Source organism: Campylobacter sp. IFREMER_LSEM_CL2256 (assembly GCF_025771645.1).
Taxonomy (GTDB): Bacteria; Campylobacterota; Campylobacteria; order Campylobacterales; family Campylobacteraceae; genus Campylobacter_D.
Map to the genome: position 1 here is coordinate 49,077 of NZ_JAKMQQ010000003.1, position 20,050 is coordinate 69,126.

The window sequence follows — 20,050 nt, forward strand, 5'->3', positions numbered from 1 at the left end:
TATTACACTACCCTATTTTGAATGATTAACTTCTTGCTTTATCTAAGGTTTTAAAAAGATTATTTAAGATATTTTCTTCATTTTTTTGGTATTTGCTTTGGCGTAATTTCTCCCAAGCATATACGCTATAATCTTTAGAAATCGAACCTATATTTAAATCTGTATTACTAAAAGCATTGTTGCTATCTTTTTTATACTCTTTTTCTTCTTTGTCTTTAAGTGCATTAAGTGTAGCTTGAAATTCATCTGAAGATGTGTTTTTTTCTTTGATTTTTGTCATATTATTTAGGGCTAGCGGACTATTTTTATCATTTACTTGCATAAGAACTCCTTTTTTAAAATTTAATAACTATAAGCAAAAAACATTCCTTAATTTTAAAAACTTGACAATAAAATAAAGTTTTGATAAAATCACACTCTACTTTCAAAATGCGGGAATAGCTCAGGGGTAGAGCACAACCTTGCCAAGGTTGGGGTCGCGAGTTCGAATCTCGTTTCCCGCTCCACTTCTTTTAACTAAAATCAAACTTTTTTAATGTATTATACGATTAATATATTTTTATAAAAGGTCGCTGTATTGTTTTTTAAGCAAATCATTCTAGTTTTATTTTTCTATACTTTAAGTTTTGCTTCAAATTTTGATGAAGTAAAATTAGCTTTGATTAAAGAATTTAAGACAAATTATCCGCAACTAGAAATCATTTCTTTAGATCTTAATACTCAATCAAGTTTGCCTGCTGATTTTAATCAATATATTTTTTTAAAGCTGGGTAATCATAATTTTGATAGAGCAGATGGTTTTATAAAGGCTGAATTTAAAACTCCAGAGCAGTTTAAAAAAAATATATTTTTTAAGTATTTTTTAAAGGCAAAATTAGAAGTTTTACAAACCACACGCCCTATTGCGCGCAATGAAAATTTAAGTCCTGCTAGTTTTAAAATTTTAAAAATTCCTTTTGATAAAGCTCCTCAAGGTGTATTAAAAAAAGATGAAATCGCAAATTTAATAGCCAAAAGCAATATAAGAGAAAATATGATTTTAAAATATAATATGTTTAAAACCAAAACCCTTATACAAAGAAATGATTCTGTTTATGGGGTTATCAAAGATGGGGATTTAAGCATGATAATAGAATTAAAAGCCTTGCAAAGTGGAAATTTAAACCAAAGAATTCGCCTTAAAAACAAAGATGGAAAAGTCGTGCATGGTAAAGTTATTAGTAAAAATTATGTGGAGTTAAAATGAGAAAAATTTTAGTAGGTATTAGCGGGGCTAGTTCTTGTGAACTTGGTTTTTTATTATTAAAACATTTAAGAGAAAAAGGGCAAATTTATGCCATTATAAGTAAAAATGCAAAAATAAGCTTTACAAAAGAAAATTTTCTTTTAGAAAATATAGACTTTTTGCAACACATAAAAGATAAATTTGAGCTTGAACATGTAAATTTTTTAGATAATGAAGACATTAGTCAATGCGTTGCAAGCGGATCTTTTGGTATAGAAACGACTTTTATCACGCCTTGCTCGATTAATACTTTGGCAAAAATTGCTTGTGGTATAAATGATACTTTACTTACAAGAGCTGCAGGAGTGGCTTTAAAAGAACGTAAAAAACTCATACTTGGGGTAAGGGAAATGCCCTATTCTACTTTAAATTTAGAACAAATGGCTAAACTTTCTAGCTATGGAGTTATCATCGCTCCTCCTGTAATGGCAAGTTATGCTAAGATTGATAATTTGGAAAAACTATATGATTTTATCATAGGAAAATGGCTTGATCTAGCAAATATTGAGCATAATTTATATCAAAGGTGGCAATGATGGCTAGTTGTATATACCCAGGGACATTCGATCCTATCACTAATGGACATTTAGATGTGATCATTCGAGCTAGCAAGATGTTTGAAGAAGTAATCGTTGCCATAGCTAAAAGTGAGAATAAAAAGCCTATGTTTAGCTTAGAGCATAGAGAAAAAATGGTAAAAATTACTACAAAAGACTTAAAAAATGTTAAAATTACAACTTTTGATAACTTACTAGTAGATCTTGCTAAAAATTTGCAAATAAATATCATTATAAGAGGCTTAAGAGCGGTGAGTGATTTTGAGTATGAATTACAACTTGGTTATGCAAATCACATGCTTTGGGAAGATTTTGAAACTTTATATCTTATGCCAAATTTAAAAAATTCTTTTATTTCAAGCTCCATAGTAAGATCAATTTGTATGCATAATGGCGATGTGAGTAAGCTTGTGCCAAAAGAAATTATACCTTTATTAAAGGAGAGAGATTGTATATAGCTTTTGAAGGGGTTGATTGTGTGGGTAAAAGCACGCAAATAGAGCTTTTGAAAAAATATTTTCATAATGCATTTTTTACTAAAGAACCAGGTGGAAGTGAGCTTGGGGTGCATTTGAGAAAAATTTTATTAGAAAGTAAAATGCAATTTTCTAAAAAGGCTGAGCTTTTGCTTTTTTTAGCAGATAGAGCAAATTTAATCGACATGCATTTAGCGCAAAATAAAAACAAATTTATCATTTCAGATCGTAGTTTTATTTCTAATATGGCTTATGCAAGATGTGATTTTGATCAAAATATTTTATTTGAGTTAAATTCTTTTGCCACAGGTGGAGTTTTTCCACAAAAGGTTGTGTTTTTGCATGGTTCTAAAGAGCTTATTGAGCAAAGACTTTCTAAAAAAGATTTAGATAGTATTGAAAAAAGAGGGATTGAGTATTTTTTAAATATACAAAAAGCTTTAGAAGAAACTTTAGAGTTTTTAAAAACTAAGATAGATATAAAAATTTTAAAATTAGATGCTTCTTTGAGTATTGAAAATTTACATGAAAAGATTAAGGAATTTATAGATGATTAATGCTTTAAAAGGAATGAAAGATTTACAAGATGACCAAGCTGTTCTTTATGAAAAAGTAGTAAAAACTTGTGAAGAAGTAGCTAAAAACTATGGTTTTACTTTTATTAATTGTCCGCATTTAGAACTTACTAAGCTTTTTAAAAGAAGTGTTGGGGAAAGCTCTGATATAGTTGGCAAAGAAATGTATGAATTTATTGATAAAGCAGGCAATGATGTGTGCTTGAGGCCTGAAGGGACAGCTGGAGTGGTAAGATCATACATAGAAGCTAAAATGGATAAGGCTCAAAGTGTTAAAAGATGGTTTTATCATGGCTCTATGTTTCGCTATGAAAGACCACAAAAAGGAAGATTACGTGAATTTCATCAATTTGGAGTAGAAAGCTTTGGTATAGCAAGTGTGTATGAGGATGCGAGTATTATTTTAATGTTAAATGAAATTTTTAAACGCTTAGAAATTCACACAAGTTTGAAGATTAATTCTTTAGGCTGTAAAGAATGTATGGGTGTATATAAAGAAAAACTCATAGCTTTTTTAAATTCTAAAGAAGGTTTTTGTGAGGATTGTTTAAGAAGAAAAGATTTAAACCCTATTAGAGTGCTTGATTGTAAAAATGATCATTGTCAAAGTTTAATCAAAAATGCACCAAAACTAAGTGAAAATTTATGCCCATGTTGTAAAAAAGATTATGAAAAATTACAAAAACTTTTAAAAGAAAATGATGTTGAGTTTGAATGTGATGAGAAATTAGTGCGTGGGCTTGATTATTATTCTAAAAGTGCATTTGAGTTTGTTAGCGATGAAATCGGTGCAAAGGCTGCTGTGGCAGGTGGTGGAAGATATGATAGATTGATTGAATACTTAGATGGTAAAAGTGGCTATGGCGTGGGTTTTGCTATGGGTATAGAAAGGATTATGGCTATTTTAGAGCAAAAACAAAGTGTAAAGCCAAGAGAAGGAATTTATCTTTGTGCTATGGATGAAGCTTATATAGATACTATTTTTAAATTAGCAAATACTTTAAGAAAAAAACATAAGGTATATTTAAGCTATGAAGCAAAAAAACTTGCAAAGCATTTAAACCAAGCAGATAATGCTAATGCTAAAATCTTTTTGTGTATAGGTGAAGATGAAATGCAAAAAGAAGAGATTTTTTATAAAAATTTAGATAGTAAAGAAAATAAAAATATAAAATTAGCAAATTTGGAGAATGAGTTATGATTGATTATGGTATTAATATTTGGGGTGCGAATAATTTTATCATCGAAAATGGCAAAGTATGTGTAAATCATGGTAAAAAACCTGCCATTATAGATATAGTAAATACTTTGCGTGATGATGGTTATAAGGGGCCATTATTGCTTCGTTTTCCTCATTTAATCCATAAGCAAATTGAGCAAATTTATAATAAATTTGCCAAAGCAAAAAAAGAATTTAACTATAAAGGTTCTTTTAATGCTGTGTATCCTTTAAAAGTCAATCAATACCCAGGTTTTGTAAAAAATTTAGTTAATCTAGGTAAAGAATATAACTATGGTTTAGAAGCAGGAAGTAAGGCTGAGCTTTTACTAGCTATGGCTTATAATAATGAAGGCGCTCCTATAACAGTCAATGGTTTTAAAGATAAAGAACTCATAAATATGGGCTTTATAGCGTGTGAAATGGGTCATAATATCACTTTAACTATGGAAGGGCTTAATGAGCTTGAAGCAATGATTGAAATTGCTAAAAATCGTTTTAAACCAAAGCCAAATATAGGTTTAAGAGTGCGCTTGCATTCAGCTGGAGTAGGAATTTGGGCAAAAAGTGGTGGTATAAATTCAAAATTTGGTTTAACATCTACTGAGCTTATTGAAGCGGTAAATCTTTTAAAAGCTAATAAGCTTTTAGATCAATTTACTATGATACATTTTCATTTAGGCTCACAAATTACTGAAATTCATCCTTTGAAAAAAGCTTTAAATGAAGCGGGTAATATCTACACTGAGCTTAGAAAAATGGGTGCAAAAAATTTAAAAGCTATTAATCTTGGCGGGGGTTTAGCAGTAGAATACTCTCAGTTTAAAAACGAAACAAGCAGAAATTACACCTTAAGTGAGTATGCAAACGATGTTGTATTTATTTTAAAAAGCATAGCAGAACAAAAAAAAGATTTAGAGCCTGATATTTTTATAGAAAGTGGGCGTTTTGTAGCGGCTAATCATGCTGTTTTGGTAGCACCTGTTTTAGAGCTTTTTTCTCAAGAATACACAGAAAGTAAGCTTTTATTAAAAGATAAAAATCCAAAACTTATTGATGAACTTTATGATTTGTATAAAAACATTAAAGCTTCTAATGCGCTTGAGTATTTACATGATAGTATTGATCATATGGAGAGTATTTTAACCTTGTTTGATTTGGGTTATGTGGATTTACAAGATCGCTCTAATAGTGAAATTTTAGTGCATTTGATTATGAGAAAAGCTATTTCTTTAGTGGGTGATCAAGCTGATTTGTCGAGTTTGCAAAATGAAGTACAAGAAAAATATTTAGTGAATTTTTCAGTATTTCAGTCTTTACCTGATTTTTGGGGTTTGGAGCAAAATTTCCCTATCATGCCACTTGATAGACTCAATAAAAAACCTACAAGAAGTGCAAGTATATGGGATATAACTTGTGATAGTGATGGAGAAATTTCTTATTCTAAAGATAATCCTTTGTTTTTACATGATATTGATGTAGAAGCTGAAGATTATTTTTTAGGATTTTTCCTAGTAGGAGCTTATCAAGAAGTCCTTGGTATGAAGCATAATCTTTTTACACATCCAACCGAAGCTTGTATAAGTATTAATGAAAAGGGTTTTGAAGTAGAAAGCGTGCTAGAGGCTCAATCTATTTTAGATACCTTAGAAGATCTTGACTATGATATTCATGCAATTATGGATAATATTAATGAAAAAATTTATGCTTCAAAACTTGTTAATGAAAATCAAAAAAAGCATATTTTGGGTGAAATTTATTTATTTTTAAATGATAATGGATATTTAAAAAGCATAGGTTCTAAATGAATATTTTTAAACTAATCAAAGAAGATTTTTCTATGCCAAAGCAAAAAGATCCTGCATATAGATCTTGTGTGGAATTAGTTTTTAACTATCCTGGTGTTTGGGCAGTGGTAAATTATCGCTTTGCGCATTTTTTTTACCAAAAAGGTTTTAAAAAAATAGCAAGGATTATTAGTGGAATTTCTCAGTTTTTAACAGGGGTTGATTTGCATCCTGGAGCTACGCTAGGTAGAAGGATATTTATAGATCATGCAAGTGGGGTTGTGATTGGTGAGACTTCTATTATAGGTGATGATGTTTTGATTTATCAAGGTGTTACTTTGGGCGGAACGAGTTTAGATAAAAATACCAAAAGACACCCTACTATAGAAGATGGCGTGATCATAGGTTCTGGTGCTAAAATTTTAGGCAATATTACCATAGGTAAAAATGCAAAAATAGGTTCAAATGCAGTTGTATTAAAAGATGTTGGGTCAAATTTAACAGCTATTGGTATACCTGCTTATATTAAAGAACATGGTAAGATTGATTATGAAGAAAAAATCGCTAAATTAGAAGCAAGACTTGCTATTTTGGAAGAAAAGCTAAATAAAGAGGATAAATGATAGCAATTACAGGTGGAGGCACAGGAGGACATTTAGCTATAGCTAGATGTTTATTGCAAAGTGCAAGAAAACAAGGTGTAGAATGCATTTATATAGGAAGTGAAAATGGCCAAGATAGACTTTGGTTTGAAAATGAAAATGGCTTTTATAAAAAATACTTTCTAAGTTCTCAAGGCGTTGTTAATAAAAAAGGCTTGGCTAAGGTTCAATCGTTTTTGCATATTGTAAAACTTGCAAGAAAAACAAAACAAATTTTAAAAGAATATAATATTAAAGCAGTTTTTAGTGTGGGTGGATATAGCAGTGCTCCAGGTGCTTTTGGTGCTTTAATGGCAAATATCCCACTTTTAATCCATGAGCAAAATTCAAAAATGGGAAGTTTAAATTCACTTTTAAAGCCTTTTTCTAAAGCTTTTTTTACTGCTTTTGATGATCAAGTTAATAAAGCAAATACTTTCTTTTGTCCTTATCCTATTAGTGAAATTTTTTCACAAAAAGCAAGAGTGAGAAAAGAATTAAAAAATATTATTTTTCTTGGTGGATCTCAAGGGGCTAAATTTATAAACGATCTTGCCTTAGAAAATGCTTTATACTTTAAAGAAAAAGGCATAAATATCATTCACCAATGTGGTAAGAATGATTATGAAAGATGTAAAAAAGCTTATGAGGATTTAAATGTCAATGTAGAGCTTTTTGACTTTGATAAAAACATTATAGATAAAATTTCTAAAGCAGATTTAGCCATATCAAGATCAGGTGCAAGTAGTCTTTTTGAGCTTAGTGCAAATTTACTTCCTTGTATTTTTATTCCTTATCCATATGCGGCTAAAAATCATCAGTATTTTAATGCTTTGTGTTTAAAAGAGCGTAATTTATGTGAAATTTTAACTCAAGAAGAAAAACATCAATTTTTAAATTTGGTAGAAAATTTCTCACTAGAAGAAAAATCTTTAGCTTTGCAAGGATTAGAAAGCGAAAATGGTGCAGATTTTATGATAGAAAAAGCAAAGCAAATGGGGTTTATTTAAATAAAATACTCCCCAAACGCACCATATTTGAACCACATTTTATAGCTAGTTCAAAATCCCCACTCATACCCATAGAGCAAATTTTTGCCCCGTGTTTTTGTAAATTTTCATAGATTTTAAAAGTTTGCTCAAAACTTTCTTGAACTTTTTCCTCATCCATAGAACCTATACACATAATACCTATAAGGTTTAAATTTTTACACTCTTCTTGTATTTGCAAATACTCTTCTATGGCCTTATTTTGCTCTATGCCACTTTTAGAACTTTCATTGGCAGTATTTATTTCTAATAAAGTATCTAATTTATAATCAAGTCTTTTATCTACAGCTTTGGCGATTTTTAAGCCATTGCAAGATTGCCAAAGTAATGGGTTTTGTTTGATTAAAAGATTGATTTTATTACTTTGAAGATTACCTATAAAATGCCACTTGATTTCTAAGTCTTGAAGTTTTTCTTTTTTTAAAGCTAAAGCTTGGACTTGATTTTCTCCAAACTCTACAACACCTTGCTTAAAAAGCTCTCGAATTTGCTCATCTTGAACATACTTGCTAGCTGCTACTAAACGTACATTTTGTTTTATGGTTTTTTCAAAAATACTTTCTAAATTCATCTTTTCCTACATTAATTCATATAATTTTTTACGCTCGCTTGAGCTTCCTATGCCAAGTTGCATACGATATTTAGTGATTGTCCTACGCCCTAGTTGTACACTTGGGAATTCTTTTTGAGTGAGTTCAAGAATTTTTAAATCACTCAAAGGTTTTTTAGGATTTTCTTTTTTAATTAAATTACTAAGAAAATCTTTAATAGTTGCATTAGAAGTTTCACCATCATCAACTGCGGTGGTAAAGAAAGACTTTAAGGGTATTAAACCTCTATCACAACTTAAGTATTTATTTGCAATTGCCCTTGAGATAGTAGAAGCATTTCTTTCAAGATCTTGTGCTAAATCTTTAAGTTGCATAGGTTTGATATCCCCACCCATGAAAAAATCATATTGATATTCTATAATCATAAGTCCTAGTTTATAAAGGGTAGCTTTACGCATAGCTAGTGCATCGATTAAATTTTTAGCATCTTTTAAATAAGTACTTAAAAACTCATGATCTAAACCATCTGCTTCAAAAGCAATTTCAGGGTAATAATCATCATTGATTTTAATTTTAATTTCACCATTTTCTTGATAAATAAATATATCAGGAATGATTTCCATGCTCTCTTCAAAATACTCTAAAAAAGGTGGAATAGAGATTTTTTTAATTATCGCTATAGCCTTTTTATACAAAGGATCTTTGATAAAATCTTTTGCATTTTCTAAATTTAAAATCAACATTTTGCAAAACTCATAAAGCTCATCATCTAAGTCAAAATGCTCTAATGCAAAAATAAAAGCTTCTTGATTGTCTTTTGCTCCTACTCCAACGGGATCAAGATATTTAAATCTTTGTCTGATTTTTTCTACTTCTAAAGGATTAAATTCACCTAAAATTTCCTCATCATACTCAAAATAACCTTCATGATTTAAACATTCTATGATTTTTTCAGCAATGGTTTGGGATTTTTTAGTAGGAAAAAATGGTGGTATGATTTGCTCGCTTAAAAGTTCATACACATTTTTTACTTCCAAGCTTTTTGCATCAATCATTTGCGTGGTGGTATTTTTACTAAAATATTCTTGATAATACTTGTTTTGATTGTTTGTAATGCTTGAGTTTTCTTTGATCTCTATAAAAGGATTTTCTTTAGCAAATTCATCTAAGCTTTCTTTTAGATCTTCAATATTAGCTTGCAATATAGGAAGCCAAGATCTTAAGGTTTGTGATAGTTTTGCTTTTTGTGTTATAGAGGTTTTTTGTTTAAGCATTATTCAAGTCTAAACTCACTTCCAAGATAGTATTTTTTAACATCTTCATTATGCGCAATTTCATTAGCATTGCCACTAGCTAGCAACCTTCCACTTCTAATCACATAAGCTCTATCGCAAATTGCTAGAGTTTCTCTTACATTATGATCGGTGATTAAAACACCTATATTCATAGCTTTTAAGTCATTAATCAAGCTTTGAATTTCACTCACTGCGATAGGATCAACCCCAGCAAATGGTTCATCAAGAAGTAAAAATTTAGGATCACACATAAGTGATCTTGCTATCTCACAACGCCTTCTTTCACCCCCACTTAAACTCATACCTTTTCTGTGTCTAATAGGTTCTATGCTAAGTAATTCTAGCATTTGTTCTATCTTTTGTTCTAATAAATTTTTATCCTTATATATTACTTGGGCAGCTAAAAGTAAATTTTCTTCTACGCTTAAGTCTTTGAAAACACTACTTTCTTGAGGTAAATACCCAATGCCAAGCTTTGCTCTTTTATTAAGCGGTTCTTTTGTGATATCTTGTGAATCTAAAAACACCTGTCCACTTGTTGGCAAAATAAGCCCACATATCATATAAAAACTTGTAGTTTTTCCTGCTCCGTTAGGCCCTAAAAGCCCCACAACTTCTCCGCTTTGTACTTCTAGTGAAACATCGTGTATGATTTTTGTTTTTTTAATGATTTTTTCTAAATTTCTAGCTTCTAGCTTACTCATGTATTATATACTTTCTTTTATTTTCATAAGGAATGATTTGTAAAATTATATTAAAAATTTGATATTTATCTAAGTATTTTTTTAATTTTTCATCACCCCACTCTACCAAATGCAAACCCTCTTCAAAAAAATTTTCAATCAAGCCATTTTTTAAAAGTCCATCAAAACCTTCTTGATAAATATCGTAATGATATATTTTACCTTGTTGAAAATCATATGCTTGCATGATAGAAAATGTAGGAGAATTAAGCGTTTTTTCTACTCCAAGAAATTGAGCATAATTTTGCACCAAAGTGGTTTTACCGCTTGCTAAATCCCCTTGAAGTAAAATAACTCCATTTTTAGGTAAAATTTCACAAAGCTTATAAAGCTCATTTTGACTTAAAATCATTTCTTTCATTGAATTTTTACCACATATTTTTCTTGCATAGCTTTTGGTATACTTTTAGTTGTTGGTATGTCTAAAACTTTATAAATATTGGTATATTCTATAAATTTAATGCTTATTTCATCGCCAATTTTTACTTCTTTACTAGCTTTAACCACTTGATTGTTTATACTTACTACGCCACTTTTGCACATATCCTCTGAAATAGCACGACGCTTAGTAATGTTAACTACATTTAAAAACTTATCTATTCTCATAAAAATATTTTATCAAAAAATACAAGAAAATGTTATAAAATGTCTAAATATTTTACATTATATTAAGCTAAATTCGTTAAATTTTAAAATTATTTTTACAAAGAGGAAAGACAATGAAAAAAGATATCAAAAAAGTGGTTTTAGCATATTCTGGTGGACTTGATACAAGTATAATTTTAAAATGGTTACAAGATGAGTATAAATGTGAAGTGGTAACTTTTACAGCAGATATTGGACAAGGTGAAGAGCTTGAGCCTGCTAGAAAAAAAGCGCTTTCTTTGGGTGTAAAAGAAGAAAATATTTTTATTCAAGATTTAAAAGATGAATTTGTAAAAGATTATGTATTTCCTATGTTTAGAGCAAATGCTATTTATGAGGGAGAATATTTACTAGGTACAAGTATAGCAAGACCTTTGATAGCAAAAGCTTTAGTAGAAATAGCAAATAAAACAAAAGCAGATGCTATTAGTCATGGGGCAACAGGTAAAGGAAATGATCAAGTGCGTTTTGAATTAGGTGCTTTGGCGCTAAATCCAAATTTAGCCATCATTGCTCCTTGGAGAGAATGGGATTTAAATAGCCGTGAAAAACTCTTAGCTTATGCACAAAAACATGGTATTGATATAGCTAAAAAGCCAGGTAAGTCACCTTATTCTATGGATGCAAATTTATTGCATATTTCTTATGAGGGTTTAGTGCTTGAAGATCCTGCGGCTAAACCTGAAGCGGATATGTGGCGCTGGGTGAAAGATTTAAAAGAAACTCCAAATGAAAGCGAAGTGATAGAGCTTGAGTTTAGTAAAGGTGATTTGTGTGCTATTAATGGAGAAAAAATGACTCCTGCGCAGCTTTTAGCAAAACTTAACGAGCTTGGTGCAAAACATGGTGTAGGTCGTCTTGATATTGTTGAAAATCGCTATGTGGGTATGAAAAGTAGAGGTTGTTATGAAACTCCAGGTGGAAGTATACTTTTAAAAGCGCACCGAGCTATTGAAAGCATCACTCTTGATAGAGAAGCAGCGCATTTAAAAGATGAATTGATGCCAAAATATGCAAGTTTGATTTATAATGGTTATTGGTTCTCACCTGAAAGATTAATGCTTCAAGCCTTAATTGATGAGTCACAAAAATATGTAAATGGTAAAGTTAAACTTGAATTATATAAAGGTAATGTAATGGTAATAGGCAGAGAAAGTGCGAATGATAGCTTATTTAGTGAGGCTTATTGCACTTTTGAAGAAGATGCTGTGTATGATCAAAAAGATGCAGCAGGTTTTATAAGATTAAATGCTTTAAGATTTATCATCGCAGGTAAAAATGGAAGAAAATTTTAAAAAAGGAAAACAATGAAAGTATTATTGATTAAAGATGTAAAAAGCTTAGGAAAAGCAGGAGAAGTTAAAGAAGTAAAAGATGGATATGGACAAAATTTTTTAATTGCCAAAGGTTTTGCTAAGGCTGCTACACATGAAGTTTTAAAACAATATGAAGCAGAGCAAAAGAAAAAGGCAGAAAATTTAAGATTTGAGCTTGCAAATTTGGAAAAAATAAAAGAAGAATTATCTAAAATCACTATTTGTATAGCTAAGCCTGTGGGAGCTAATGGAAGCTTGTTTGGTGGGGTTACTAAAGATGAAATCGCTCATGCACTAAAAGAGCAAAAAGGCATAGAGCTTGATAAAAAAAGCTTAGAATGTGATACTATAAAAGAACTTGGTGTGCATGAAATTTCAGCAAAATTAGGTCATGCGATTCATGCTGTATTTAAGCTAGAAGTTAAAGGAGAATAATGTTTCACGCAACTACAATTTTAGCTTATAAAGGTAAAAATAAGTCTGTAATTGGCGGAGATGGACAAGTAAGTTTTGGAAATACTGTTTTAAAAAACAATGCAGTTAAAATTAGAAAATTAAATAATGGAAAAGTATTAGCAGGCTTTGCAGGAAGCACTGCTGATGCTTTTAATCTTTTTGATATGTTTGAGAAATTACTTTCTAGTTCTAAGGGTGATTTATTAAAAGCTGCAATAGATTTTTCGAAAGAATGGCGTAAGGATAAATATCTAAGAAAACTTGAAGCAATGATGCTAGTATTGGATAGAGATCATATATTTTTACTTTCAGGAACTGGAGATGTAGTTGAGCCTGAAGATGGCGCTATAGCAGCTATTGGTAGTGGGGGTAATTATGCACTTTCTGCTGCAAGAGCTTTAGCTAAACACTCAAGTTTAGATGAAGAGGAATTAGTCAAAGAAAGCTTGCAAATAGCTGGTGAAATTTGCATTTATACTAATACAAATATTAAAACTTATGTAATTGAGGATGATAAATGAATTTAACTCCAAAAGAGATTGTGAAATTTTTAGATGATTATGTAATTGGGCAAAAAAATGCCAAAAAAATCATAGCAATTGCTTTAAGAAATCGTTATAGAAGAATGCAGCTTAGCTCTGAACTTCAAGATGATATCATGCCAAAAAATATTTTAATGATAGGATCAACTGGGGTTGGTAAAACAGAGATTGCAAGAAGGCTTGCTAAGATGATGGGACTTCCTTTTGTAAAAGTTGAAGCAAGTAAATATACTGAAGTTGGTTTTGTTGGGCGTGATGTAGAAAGCATGGTTAGAGATTTAGCTAATGCTGCTTTAAATTTAGTAAAAAATGAAGAAAAAGAAAAAAACAAAGAAAAGATTAATGAATTTATAGAAAATAAGATTTTAGAAAAACTTTTACCGCCTTTACCAAAGGGTGTTAGTGAAGAAAAACAAGAAGAATATCAAAATTCTTTAGAAAAAATGCGCGCGAAATTAAAAGCTGGTGATTTAGATGATAGTACAATAGAAGTTGAAATTTCACAAAGCGTGTTTGATACTAATCCAAATTTACCACCTGAAATGGGTGCTATGCAAGATATAGTAAAAGTTATTGGTGTGGGTAATAAAAAAGTTAAAAAAGAAATGAAAGTAAAAGATGCAAGAATAGCTCTAGCTCAAGAAGCAAGTGAGAAAATTCTTGATATGGAAAGTATTAAAGGCGAGGCTTTAAGAAGAGCAGAAAATGAAGGGATTATTTTTATCGATGAGATAGATAAAGTAGCAGTTTCAAGCTCCAATTCAAACCGCCAAGATCCAAGCAAAGAAGGGGTGCAAAGAGATTTACTTCCTATAGTTGAAGGTAGTACTATACAAACTAAATTTGGACCTTTAAAAACTGATCATATTTTATTTATCGCTGCAGGTGCTTTTCATCTAAGTAAGCCAAGTGATTTAATCCCTGAACTTCAAGGGCGTTTTCCTTTAAGAGTTGAGCTTGATTCATTAGATGAGGATGCTTTATATGCTATTTTAACAAGACCTAAAAATTCATTACTAACACAATATATTGAGCTTTTAAAAACTGAAAATGTAGAGCTTGTTTTTGAAGATGAGGCTATTAGAGAAATAGCAAAAATAGCAAGCAAGGCTAATGAAGAAATGCAAGATATTGGTGCAAGACGTTTACATACAGTAGTGGAAAAACTTTTAGAAGATATTAGTTTTGAAGCAGATGAATACGCAGGTAAGGTATATAAAATAGACGATTTTAAAGTGCAAGTTAAGCTTGGAGATATCATAGAAAATAAAGATTTAGCTAGGTATATCTTGTGAAAAGTGGCTTTATAAGCATAGTGGGTAGAACTAATGCGGGAAAAAGTTCTATCCTAAATTCTTTATTAGAAGAAAAAGTTGCTATGGTTTCTCATAAGCAAAACGCTACAAGAAGAAAGATTAATGCAATCATAATGCATGAAAATCATCAGCTTATTTTTATAGATACACCAGGTTTGCATGCAAGCTCTAAGGTTATGAATCAGCTTATGATTGATTTAGCGATTAAAAGCATTGCTGATTGTGATGTGATTTTATTTGTAGCTAGTATTTACGATGATATTAAAGATTATGAAAATTTTTTAAGTTTAAATCCCAAAGTACCACATATTGTGTTGATTAATAAGGTTGATTTAGTAAAAAAAGAAGTTTTGCTTAAAAAATTAAGTGAGTATTCTCAGTTTAGCTCACATTTTAGTGCTATTATCCCCTATTCTGCTAAGCAAAAATTTTATAAAAAAATTCTTTTAGATGAGATGATTAAGTATTTGCCTGAACATCCGTATTATTTTGATCCTGAGTTTATTACTACTACAAATGAAAAGGATATTTATAGAGATTTTATCTTAGAAGCTATATATGAAAATTTAAGTGATGAAATTCCTTATAGCACTGAAGTAAAAATAGAAAAAATCAAAGAATTAGAGCAAATTTATTATATCAATGCCGCTATCATTACAGATAGTAATTCTCACAAAGGAATGATACTGGGTAAAGATGGTGCTACAATTAAGCGTATAGGTACAGAAGCTAGGGTTAAAATAGAAAAATTGGCACAAAAAAAGGTAATGTTAAAATTATTCGTTCAACTTGAGAAAAATTGGCACAAAAACGAGCAAAACCTTAAGAAAATACTTTATGATGAGTAAGAAAACTATTCTAAAAGATTTTCTTGCTTATGAAAAGCTTTTATATATTAAATTTGCAAATCCTATTAGCGAAGATGAAATTTTAAAAAAGAGCTTTGAGGAGCTTGGTCTTAAAGATGATTTTTCTTATAAGCTAAAGTATTTTCAAGATAAATCTTTTGCATATGTATTCTTGTGCAAGTATGAAGATATTTTAGATATTGATTATATAATACCAGAACCCCTGCTTTTTGAAGTGTATTTTAAAAATAACACAAATAGCGAAAATCTTGCATTATTGTTTAAGGAAAAATACATAGTTTTAGTGGAGTATTTAGGATGTGATTTTCAAAATTGTAAAGTTATACCATTAAATGTTTATGATAAAATATATAATGAAAAATTAAAAAATACTTATAAGCACATTATAAGCATAGATGATACTCAAAATCTTAGTAGTTTTGATAAATTTAATAGTAATATTTTTTATCAAAAATTGTTAAAAAATTGCGATCAAGTCAAGATTAATTTTACTAACAAAGAAAAAATAAATCATTTAAAATCTTTTAGTTTTAAGATTTTATTGGCTTTTGTTTGTGGAGTTTTACTAGCTTTAGCTTATCCTTTGTATTTGTATACACAAAAATCATTTTATGAAAATGAGAAAACAAAATATGACAATTTAATAAAAAAGCAAGATGATATTTTAGAACAGGTAAAAATTAATCAAAAGCAAAATCAAGAGTTTAAAAAACTACAAGAAGAAAATGAGTTAAAGGTTGATTTGTTACAAAAATTTTATGCAAATGCACTTTGTTATAAAGATTTTTATGATTTTTTAAAAGTTTTAAATTCTCATCAAGCTTATATAGAGGCTTTGTATGTTAAAAATAATGATTTTATTATAGAGCTTAAAAATGACTATGAATTTTATGAAGATTTTAAAAAGCATCATTTTGTATTAAAAAATAAAGAAGTTAATAATGGAAAAATCACTCTTGTTTTTGAAAAATCTTTATAAAAATTTAGAAAATATCTTTGCTAAGTTATCTGAGCGTGAATTTATATTGTCTTTGATAGTTGTTTTTGTTTTTGGTTTTTTCATGGTTTATATGGGTGTTTTTGACTATTTTGAAAAACAAATGAAGTTGTCAAAAGATGAACTATATATTTTACAAACAAAATACGAGCAAAAACAAGAAGTGATTTCTGATTTAAAAAAAGATGAAAATATATCTTATAATGATCACTCGTTTTTAAGCATAAATAAAGATTATCAAAGTATTTTAAAAGATATAGAAAAGAATCTTAATGGAGTTAAATCTTTGCAAATTCAAAGTTACAAAAGTCAAGATGAATATTTTGCTTATTATGAATTAAGATTAAGTTTTGTTGGCGATTTTATTTTTTTAACGCAGTTTTTGCAAAAATTAGATCCTTGTATAAAAGTTAAAAATTTAGAACTTGTAAAATATGAAAATAAATTAAAAATTACATTAAATCTTGTTTTTGCTCTGGTATAAAAATAATTTTTTTGGTAGAATTTGTCTAAACATGGCAAGCGATCGCTTCTTTTTGAAGAGGAAAGTCCGAGCTGCAATAAGACAAGGATTCCATCTAATGGATGGCTAGGGCAACCTAAGGGAAAGTGCAACAGAAAGAAAACTACCATATTTTATATGGAAAAGGTGAAACGGTAGAGTAAGAGCCTACCAGTAGCTTTGGTAACAAAGCTAGCTATGTAAACCCAATCTGCAGCAAGAAGGGGTGGTTTTTGTCTTATAATATAACCCTTCGCTTGAACTTGTTTGTAAAAACAAGTCTAGATAAATGATCGTTCTTGACAGAACTCGGCTTATAGCCATGTTTTACTTTATATAAGCAGAAGCTTTTTTGAGTTTTTGTAAATTAACAGCTATTTCATCTTGCTTTTTTTTCATAAAAGCTATCGCTTCATTAGTTAGCGCTAAAGCCTCATTGGGACAATCTTTATAATCCGGTTTTTCCATAAGTTTAACTATTTTTTCTACATCTTCAGTATAGACAGCTAGTTTAAATTCATCAATCCATTTTTTTTCACTCATTTTTGGTGTACTTCTCTCCAAGCTTCTAATAAGCCTTTTACCACATTTATTACTTCATCTACTCTTGCTTCACTGTTTTCTATGTTTGCTAAAGAAAGAAGTTGTAATTCTCTAGTGTATAAGCCACTTAAATAATGTGCTACTTCGCCGCCCTTATCATAATCAAGACAATTTAACAATTCAATAAAAATAGCACTAGCTCTTTTTACATAATACACTCTTTCTTCTATATTTTCATTTTGTATAGCTATTTTTATCCTACTTGAAAAGCGCAAAATCCCACTGTATAACATTTCTATAAGTTTTTCTTGGGATTCTACACCAGTTTGATTTTGTGAATATGCACTATAAACTGCACTATTTAGCATTTAAACCCTTTCTTTATTTTAAGAATTTTGATTGTTTGCTGCATTAATCATATTTGCAATAACACTTGCTTGGTTATTTAGTTGTGCAATGATACCATCATATGCTGCCCATCTTGACCACATTGTATCATATCTACTTTCTATGGAAGCTTTAGTGCTTTCTATGGTTTCATTTAGATTTTTTGATTCTTTTGTTAAAGATGCTTTATAACCTCCAAATGAACCTTCAGAACTCATTATTTCACCCATGGTATTTTTTAGCATACCAAAAGTTCCAGTTTCTTCTTTATAAACTGAATATAAGGTTCTAGAACTTAAACCAAATTTTTTCAAAAATTCATTATCACCTTGAATTTCTAAGTTGCTACCTGAAGTTCCTTTGATTTTAAATTGAATTTGTTGATTTTCATTACCTTGGTTAATGATTTCAAAGCTAGCCTCTAAACCTTCTAAGCCAAAACTATTTATATGATCAACCAAATTTTTAGCTTTTTCAATATCATCTTTACCTGTTAATACAAAAGGATCTCCATTTGGAGTTTTGCTTAAATCTATGGTTGTATCATTATAAGTGATAGTAAAACTACCTTCTTTAAATTCTATATCTTGATTACCAAGATTACTTACTCTATCACCAGCTAAATCAATATCTTCAAAACCATTACTTCCTACGAAAAATTTTTCAGCTAATTCAGGATCTTCGTTAAATTTAGAGTTAAATTTTCCTGAATCAAAAGATAAAACACCATCGTTTAACGTTAAGCCATAATCAGCCAAAGATAAACTTACTTTAGAGGAAACTTCAATCCCTTCTGAACTTTCACTATCACCAACCGTAACAGTTCCATCTACTGTTATAGTTTGAAGTAAAATATTGTTTATCTCAGATTTTATATTATAAATTTCGCTAACACCTACAAAATTCCCTTGTACTCCTGCTTCTGGATCATATTTTGTCGCTGCATTAAGATTTATCATTAAATCATTATAAGCAGTGACTAAACTTTCTAAAGATTGCGCAAGTGCTTCAGTGTCTTGAGAAACGTTAAAAGTTATTTCTCCTTTTTGTTTTAATTCTAAGGTAACATCTGGAGCTATATCAGTGATAGTATTAGTTGGTCTTGTCATTTTAACACCATCTACGCTAAAGATAGCGTCCATACCTTTTTGGATATGATTTTCATTATTTGAAGCTACATTGTAGCCTTGTGGAGTGCTAGTATCTAGAGTAATGCCAAATTTATCACTTAATAATGAAGTAGCTTTGCTATCTCTAGCATAATTTGCTTGATCTATATTGCCTTCAGCATCAGTTGCATAACCACCATCAAAAAGACTTAATTGTCCACCATTGGTAGCTCTAAAAGTAAAAGTATTTCCCTCTCCAAAGCTTAATTCCACTTTTCCATTGGTTTGTTTTTTTAAATCTTCTGCTAAACTTTTATAAGTAGTGTTCTCGTCTATATCAATGGTAAATCTATCATATCTTTCACCATTTTTAATAACAAAAGTAAAAGAGGTTTTTTCACCAGGACCAAGTAGTTTCTCGTCAAGATTTCCACTAAAATTTCCGCTTATTTTATCTTTATTTTCTTCTCCAGCACCTGTTGGTCTAAAACCATACAAACCACCAGCACTAATGCTATCTTTATCAAGTCCCCAACCCATAGCATTTAATAGATCTTCATCACCTGAAAAAGAAATATTATTTTTAGTTCCTGTTTCAGTACTTTGTACTACTAAGCGGTATGGATTGTCTCTATCTCCTGTGTTAACTATTTTAGCTTCTACTTTTCCACCTGTTGCGGCATTTATTTTTTCTGCAAGCTGAGATACAGTAGTGCTTTCATCAATATCGATTTTATAATCTTTTCCATCTTGGGTAATAGTAAAAGAAGTTTTGCCATCTACACCTTCTATACCTAAACTACCCATTACAGTAGCAGTCTTATCTTTAAATCCATTACTTTGATATACGTCTTTTTGTGCAAGTTGATCAACAATAACTTTCATGTTTGTAAGATTAGATAAAGATCCTACTGTTAAACCAGCAGCTGCACTATCTCCACTTACACTAGGTGATACTTTTTTCTTGTTAAATTGCGAAGCATCACCTAAGCTATTTACGGCTGTTTGAAACGCAAGTAGCTTAGCTTCAAGTTCTGCTAGGTCTTTTTGTCTTGAAGTATTAGTTTCAAGCTGTGAGTTATAAAGACCTAAATGCGCATTCATTTCTGCTTCTTTTAGCTTGTTTAATGTATCGCTTGTTAAAACTCCTGAACCTATTCCTAAACTTCCTAAACTACCTACTGCCATAA

Annotated in this window: 24 protein-coding genes, 1 tRNA gene and 1 other RNA gene; 17 read left to right on the forward strand and 9 right to left on the reverse strand. The window is 30.0% G+C overall.

Annotation, left to right across the window (positions count from 1 at the left end; genetic code table 11):
• Positions 1 to 25: 25 nt before the first annotated feature.
• The gene (locus L8U00_RS02160; RefSeq protein ID WP_039668370.1) at positions 26 to 322 is read right to left on the reverse strand and encodes an invasion antigen C; all 297 of its coding nucleotides are present in this window, start codon (positions 320 to 322) and stop codon (positions 26 to 28) included.
• Between the two features lie 109 nt (positions 323 to 431).
• Here L8U00_RS02160 and L8U00_RS02165 point away from each other — a divergent pair.
• The 9 genes from L8U00_RS02165 to L8U00_RS02205 all read left to right on the forward strand — a co-directional run bounded on the left by L8U00_RS02165 (position 432) and on the right by L8U00_RS02205 (position 7,550).
• A tRNA-Gly gene (locus L8U00_RS02165) sits at positions 432 to 506 on the forward strand.
• Between the two features lie 71 nt (positions 507 to 577).
• The gene (gene flgA, locus L8U00_RS02170) at positions 578 to 1,246 is read left to right on the forward strand and encodes a flagellar basal body P-ring formation chaperone FlgA (RefSeq protein WP_263708371.1); all 669 of its coding nucleotides are present in this window, start codon (positions 578 to 580) and stop codon (positions 1,244 to 1,246) included.
• Entirely contained in the window at positions 1,243 to 1,821 is a 579-nt protein-coding gene (locus L8U00_RS02175) for a UbiX family flavin prenyltransferase (RefSeq protein ID WP_263708373.1), read from the forward strand. The genes flgA and L8U00_RS02175 overlap by 4 nt, the downstream gene beginning before the upstream one ends.
• The gene (coaD, locus tag L8U00_RS02180; RefSeq protein WP_263708374.1) at positions 1,818 to 2,300 is read left to right on the forward strand and encodes a pantetheine-phosphate adenylyltransferase; all 483 of its coding nucleotides are present in this window, start codon (positions 1,818 to 1,820) and stop codon (positions 2,298 to 2,300) included. The genes L8U00_RS02175 and coaD overlap by 4 nt, the downstream gene beginning before the upstream one ends.
• Positions 2,291 to 2,875, forward strand: a complete 585-nt coding sequence (gene tmk / locus L8U00_RS02185) for a dTMP kinase (RefSeq protein ID WP_263706145.1) — start codon at positions 2,291 to 2,293, stop codon at positions 2,873 to 2,875. Before coaD ends, tmk begins: the two co-directional genes overlap by 10 nt.
• Positions 2,868 to 4,094 (forward strand): histidine--tRNA ligase, encoded by a 1,227-nt coding sequence (gene hisS, locus L8U00_RS02190; protein WP_263708375.1) that lies wholly within the window; start codon positions 2,868 to 2,870, stop codon positions 4,092 to 4,094. Before tmk ends, hisS begins: the two co-directional genes overlap by 8 nt.
• Positions 4,091 to 5,920, forward strand: a complete 1,830-nt coding sequence (gene speA, locus L8U00_RS02195) for a biosynthetic arginine decarboxylase (RefSeq protein WP_039628312.1) — start codon at positions 4,091 to 4,093, stop codon at positions 5,918 to 5,920. Before hisS ends, speA begins: the two co-directional genes overlap by 4 nt.
• On the forward strand, positions 5,917 to 6,522 hold the full coding sequence (cysE, locus tag L8U00_RS02200; protein WP_263708376.1) for a serine O-acetyltransferase: 606 nt from the start codon (positions 5,917 to 5,919) through the stop codon (positions 6,520 to 6,522). Before speA ends, cysE begins: the two co-directional genes overlap by 4 nt.
• A complete protein-coding gene (locus tag L8U00_RS02205) occupies positions 6,519 to 7,550 on the forward strand; it encodes a UDP-N-acetylglucosamine--N-acetylmuramyl-(pentapeptide) pyrophosphoryl-undecaprenol N-acetylglucosamine transferase (protein WP_263708377.1) in 1,032 nt (343 codons plus the stop codon). The genes cysE and L8U00_RS02205 overlap by 4 nt, the downstream gene beginning before the upstream one ends.
• Here the strand turns inward: L8U00_RS02205 and L8U00_RS02210 are convergent.
• The 5 genes from L8U00_RS02210 to L8U00_RS02230 are packed head-to-tail and all read right to left on the reverse strand — an operon-like array spanning position 7,543 to position 10,784.
• The gene (locus L8U00_RS02210) at positions 7,543 to 8,160 is read right to left on the reverse strand and encodes a YggS family pyridoxal phosphate-dependent enzyme (RefSeq protein ID WP_263682277.1); all 618 of its coding nucleotides are present in this window, start codon (positions 8,158 to 8,160) and stop codon (positions 7,543 to 7,545) included. The genes L8U00_RS02205 and L8U00_RS02210 overlap by 8 nt on opposite strands.
• Positions 8,161 to 8,166: 6 nt before the next feature.
• Complete coding sequence (locus L8U00_RS02215) at positions 8,167 to 9,414, reverse strand: RNA polymerase factor sigma-54 (RefSeq protein ID WP_263706152.1); 1,248 nt, start codon at positions 9,412 to 9,414, stop codon at positions 8,167 to 8,169.
• On the reverse strand, positions 9,414 to 10,139 hold the full coding sequence (gene lptB, locus L8U00_RS02220) for an LPS export ABC transporter ATP-binding protein (protein WP_039618272.1): 726 nt from the start codon (positions 10,137 to 10,139) through the stop codon (positions 9,414 to 9,416). The genes L8U00_RS02215 and lptB overlap by 1 nt, the downstream gene beginning before the upstream one ends.
• Positions 10,132 to 10,539: a tRNA (adenosine(37)-N6)-threonylcarbamoyltransferase complex ATPase subunit type 1 TsaE gene (gene tsaE / locus L8U00_RS02225; protein WP_263702605.1), complete on the reverse strand. Its 408-nt coding sequence runs from the start codon at positions 10,537 to 10,539 to the stop codon at positions 10,132 to 10,134. Before tsaE ends, lptB begins: the two co-directional genes overlap by 8 nt.
• The gene (locus tag L8U00_RS02230; protein ID WP_039618276.1) at positions 10,536 to 10,784 is read right to left on the reverse strand and encodes an RNA-binding S4 domain-containing protein; all 249 of its coding nucleotides are present in this window, start codon (positions 10,782 to 10,784) and stop codon (positions 10,536 to 10,538) included. The genes tsaE and L8U00_RS02230 overlap by 4 nt, the downstream gene beginning before the upstream one ends.
• Before the next feature lie 113 nt (positions 10,785 to 10,897).
• Here L8U00_RS02230 and L8U00_RS02235 point away from each other — a divergent pair, with 113 nt between their 5' ends.
• From L8U00_RS02235 to rnpB, 8 genes are all read left to right on the forward strand, one after another.
• Positions 10,898 to 12,118, forward strand: coding sequence for an argininosuccinate synthase (locus tag L8U00_RS02235; RefSeq protein ID WP_263708378.1), 1,221 nt, complete (start codon positions 10,898 to 10,900; stop codon positions 12,116 to 12,118).
• Positions 12,119 to 12,130: 12 nt separating this feature from the next.
• Positions 12,131 to 12,574 carry a 50S ribosomal protein L9 gene (gene rplI / locus L8U00_RS02240; protein ID WP_263708379.1) on the forward strand — a complete coding sequence of 148 codons (444 nt, stop codon included), beginning with the start codon at positions 12,131 to 12,133 and terminating at the stop codon, positions 12,572 to 12,574.
• Positions 12,574 to 13,116: an ATP-dependent protease subunit HslV gene (gene hslV / locus L8U00_RS02245; RefSeq protein ID WP_120759032.1), complete on the forward strand. Its 543-nt coding sequence runs from the start codon at positions 12,574 to 12,576 to the stop codon at positions 13,114 to 13,116. The genes rplI and hslV overlap by 1 nt, the downstream gene beginning before the upstream one ends.
• A complete protein-coding gene (hslU, locus tag L8U00_RS02250; protein ID WP_263708380.1) occupies positions 13,113 to 14,432 on the forward strand; it encodes an ATP-dependent protease ATPase subunit HslU in 1,320 nt (439 codons plus the stop codon). The genes hslV and hslU overlap by 4 nt, the downstream gene beginning before the upstream one ends.
• Positions 14,429 to 15,301: a GTPase Era gene (era, locus tag L8U00_RS02255; RefSeq protein ID WP_263708381.1), complete on the forward strand. Its 873-nt coding sequence runs from the start codon at positions 14,429 to 14,431 to the stop codon at positions 15,299 to 15,301. The genes hslU and era overlap by 4 nt, the downstream gene beginning before the upstream one ends.
• Complete coding sequence (locus L8U00_RS02260; RefSeq protein ID WP_263708382.1) at positions 15,291 to 16,301, forward strand: hypothetical protein; 1,011 nt, start codon at positions 15,291 to 15,293, stop codon at positions 16,299 to 16,301. The genes era and L8U00_RS02260 overlap by 11 nt, the downstream gene beginning before the upstream one ends.
• Complete coding sequence (locus L8U00_RS02265; RefSeq protein ID WP_263702611.1) at positions 16,264 to 16,803, forward strand: hypothetical protein; 540 nt, start codon at positions 16,264 to 16,266, stop codon at positions 16,801 to 16,803. Before L8U00_RS02260 ends, L8U00_RS02265 begins: the two co-directional genes overlap by 38 nt.
• A gap of 26 nt (positions 16,804 to 16,829) precedes the next feature.
• An RNA gene (gene rnpB / locus L8U00_RS02270) (RNase P RNA component class A) lies at positions 16,830 to 17,154 on the forward strand.
• Here rnpB and L8U00_RS02275 read toward each other — a convergent pair.
• Genes L8U00_RS02275 through fliD form a run of 3 tightly spaced genes read right to left on the reverse strand, consistent with a single transcriptional unit; the run spans position 17,149 to position 20,048 of the window.
• Entirely contained in the window at positions 17,149 to 17,364 is a 216-nt protein-coding gene (locus L8U00_RS02275; RefSeq protein ID WP_257941661.1) for a hypothetical protein, read from the reverse strand. The genes rnpB and L8U00_RS02275 overlap by 6 nt on opposite strands.
• A complete protein-coding gene (fliS, locus tag L8U00_RS02280) occupies positions 17,361 to 17,732 on the reverse strand; it encodes a flagellar export chaperone FliS (protein WP_263663313.1) in 372 nt (123 codons plus the stop codon). Before fliS ends, L8U00_RS02275 begins: the two co-directional genes overlap by 4 nt.
• 18 nt (positions 17,733 to 17,750) lie before the next feature.
• Entirely contained in the window at positions 17,751 to 20,048 is a 2,298-nt protein-coding gene (fliD, locus tag L8U00_RS02285) for a flagellar filament capping protein FliD (RefSeq protein WP_263708383.1), read from the reverse strand.
• Positions 20,049 to 20,050 lie beyond the last annotated feature (2 nt).